This window comes from Chrysiogenia bacterium (assembly GCA_020434085.1).
Lineage (GTDB): Bacteria > JAGRBM01 > JAGRBM01 > JAGRBM01 > JAGRBM01 > JAGRBM01.
The window spans coordinates 1-3,148 of the sequence record JAGRBM010000531.1 but is presented as its reverse complement, the minus strand read 5'-3'; the positions used below and the strand labels follow the sequence as shown (position 1 = coordinate 3,148).

The following is a 3,148-nucleotide window of genomic DNA, read 5'->3' as shown; positions in this document are numbered from 1 at the left end:
TGCGCGCGGCAGGGCGCTCCATCACGTGTTCGAGCAACGGCGCAATCATCGCGACAATGAGAACATGAAGCAGCGCGGAGAGAAGAAGCACCGGCACCCACGGACGCGCCGGAGCAAGCGCGACGGCGAGCTTCCACACCCCCATCGCCATCCCGTAGGGCCCGGCCTTGAACGACGCCAGCTCCCACCAGGAATAGTCGCGCCCCACCTGCGCGTGAAAGAGATCGTCGGTGTAGCCGCCGAGCTGCGAGGAAACCGCAGCGGTGACGACAAAGGAGATTGCGAGGACGGACCACCACACCCGGTCATCGGCAATCAGCGCGCGCCAACGCGCCGCAGGGGATTCGTTCTCGCGCGGCATGGGGAGATTCTACCGCACGCTAGCGGGGAAGCGTAGGCGGGCGGTAAGTAACGTGGCCCTCGCAGCCTGAAACCGGGAGACTTCCAGCAGCAGTCACCGTTTCCTCTGCGATTTCCCCATAGCTCAGGCAGGGTCGCCCATCGCTTGGACAAGCAGGCAACTGCAGTTCGGTTTCGATTCCTTCCCCCACTTCATAGCGCACCAGCCACGCTGACCAGAGGTTCACAGGGCTGAAATCACGCGCCACAGCAAGTCTACCAGCCCTTCGGACATCCTCACGGTGGTCCCGGACAAGCGCACTCGCCTCCCGATATACGTCACCCCAACACGAAAAATACCGCACGTCGCGCTGGTAGCAATAGAGAGATACCAGCATCCACAGCGAGGCTCCGCATATTGCGATTCGCCTGCGCACGGCGTTCGCGTCAGCCCAAACCGCCAACTGAGAACAAGCCAAAATAAGCCCAACCGAAGCCGAATATAGATATCGACCGGCGATGTATCCTGACGAGAAAGCGCTGATCCCGACAAATCCAACCATCCACAGCAGACCGAAACGAACCAGACCACGGCTGCGCCAGATCGCCGCGACTGTGACTAACAGGACCAAGAAGCCGAACGCATCACTCTTGACCATGTTGATCGGTCGTATCAGCAACAGGCCACGCGCGATGTTTTCACCGATACGGAGAAATTTCCAGACAGCAAAAGTCTCGGGTTCGTAGGCGGTCTGCCACAAACCCCGGTGCGCAGCCATCCAGAGCGCATAACCAACCAGGATCAACGCGAGAGGAGCCAGAAGCGGCGCCGCACACCGAATGCGCTCCCGAACCGTCGTTTGCTCCTCCATCCAGAGAACATGGGCCATCAACAGAAAGGGGAGCACCACTGCACTCAGCTTCGTCGCCGTGGCAACCAAAATGAGCCCCAGTGCCACCAGGCGCCAACGCGAATCCTCAACACCCCGCCGCCAGGCCAACAGCGCGAGGAGCGAAAAAGTCGTGCATATGACGTCCGGCTGGGTAGAAGCCCAGAGCACTCCTTCATTGGCAGGCCTGTAAACCAGAAAGAATAGTGCCCAGAGTAGTGCCCCACGCGGGGTGCAGAACTGCCGCAACAGTGCCAGCACAAGCCCTACATTCAGCGCGTGAGCCACGGCAGGGAAGATGTGCATTACGTCGAATGGGCGTTCAGGCCGCACCCAGACGGCGAACTTCCACAGGAGCAGCCGGATCGGAAACGGTCCGGCGCGCAGGGTGAGAATGTCGAAGACCGGTGTGTCGCGCCCCCAGACCGAGTGCATCGGGTCATCTGTAAACCCGCCCATCGACAGGGCCAGCACCAGCACGAAAGGAAACACGATCGCGCTCAGCGTCAGTGGGTGTTTGGGCCAGTTCTTCTGCATTTCTTCCAAGACTGAATGCAATCGGTCTACATAATAGTATCAAAAACCAGAGTTCGCCGCGGCAACCCCGGAGTGCCGGCGCCCGCTACTCGGAGAGCGCAGGCGGCGTAAAGCTGACGTGCCCCTCGCAGCCGCCCTCCGGCAGGCTCCCGCTCGCAGTAATGTTCTTTTCCGTGATGTCTCCGAAATCGAGACAGGGCCGTCCGTCGCCGGGACAAGCGGGCAACTGCGTTTCGATCTGGATGCCCTCGCCCACCTCGTAACGGACGAGCCACTGCGACCAGGGGTAGACGGGACTGTAATCCCGGGCGAAGGCCAGTGCCCCCGCGGCGCGGATCTCTCCGGCGTGGGCATGAACCGCGCCCTGCGCTTCACGGTGCACATCGCCCCAGCAATCGTAGAAACGGACGTCGCGCTGGTAGGCGTAGAGCGATGCGAGCAGCCACAATCCGGCCCCTGCCATCGCGATACGCTTGCGCAGGGGGTGTGCGGCCGCCCAGCCGGCCAGCGCCGAAGCCGTGAGAATGAGCCCCACGGAGCCCGCGTACAGGTAGCGCCCGGCGGGATATCCCGACGAGAACACATTGGCGGCAACAAAACCGGTCATCCAGAGGAGTCCGAATCGAACGATGCCCCGGCTGCGCCACACCGCAAAGAGCGTTGCACCAAGAAACGAGAGCCCGAACGCATCGCTATGGACCAGCGCCGCTGGACGAACCAGAAGCAGGCCCCGCGCCAGGTTTTCCCCGGTCTGCGGGAACTTCCCGAATGTCAGGAAATGCGCCTCATAATTCGTCTCCCAAAGCCCCCGGTGCGTGGCCATCCAGAGCGCGTAAATGAGCCCCAACCCGGCGAGCGGAACGAGCATGGGGAGCACGCGGCGAACACGCTCCCGCGCGGTTCCACCTTCCTCCACCCACCACGCATGCGCCAGCAGAAGGAAAGGAAGTACCACGGCGGAGAGCTTCGTCACCATCGCTAGCACCGCCAGTCCCACGCCGAGCAACCGCCAGCGCGGCTCGTTCACCCCGCGTCGCCATGCCAGCAGCGCAAGCAGCGAGAACGTGGCAACCATCACATCGGGCTGGGTCGAGGCCCACAGGACGCCCTCGTTGGCCGGGCGATAGACGACGAAAAAGAGGGTCCAGAGCAGTGCGGCCCGCGCTGAGACGAGCTGCCGCAACAGGATCAGCAGCAGCCCGGCGTTTGCCGCATGGAGCGCCGCCGAGAGGATGTGCATCAGGTCATAGGGACGCGCCGGGCGCAGCCACGCGGCCAGCTTCCAGAGCAGCAATCGGATCGGAAACGGCCCGGCCTGGAGTGAGAAGCTCTCCGAATCCGGATTCTCGTCCCCCACGGGGGGGTGCACCAGGTCGTCGATA

Annotated in this window: 3 protein-coding genes; all 3 read right to left on the bottom strand. The window is 62.8% G+C overall.

From position 1 onward, the window contains the following. Positions 1-361, bottom strand: a 361-nt coding sequence (locus KDH09_17770; protein MCB0221551.1) for a hypothetical protein, incomplete at its 3' end; no start/stop codon positions are given. A 19-nt stretch (positions 362-380) separates the two neighbouring features. Further along, positions 381-1,766 carry a glycosyltransferase family 39 protein gene (locus KDH09_17765; protein ID MCB0221550.1) on the bottom strand — a complete coding sequence of 462 codons (1,386 nt, stop codon included), beginning with the start codon at positions 1,764-1,766 and terminating at the stop codon, positions 381-383. 85 nt (positions 1,767-1,851) lie between these two features. Further along, positions 1,852-3,148 (bottom strand): hypothetical protein (locus tag KDH09_17760; protein ID MCB0221549.1); only part of this gene is annotated, 1,297 nt, incomplete at its 5' end.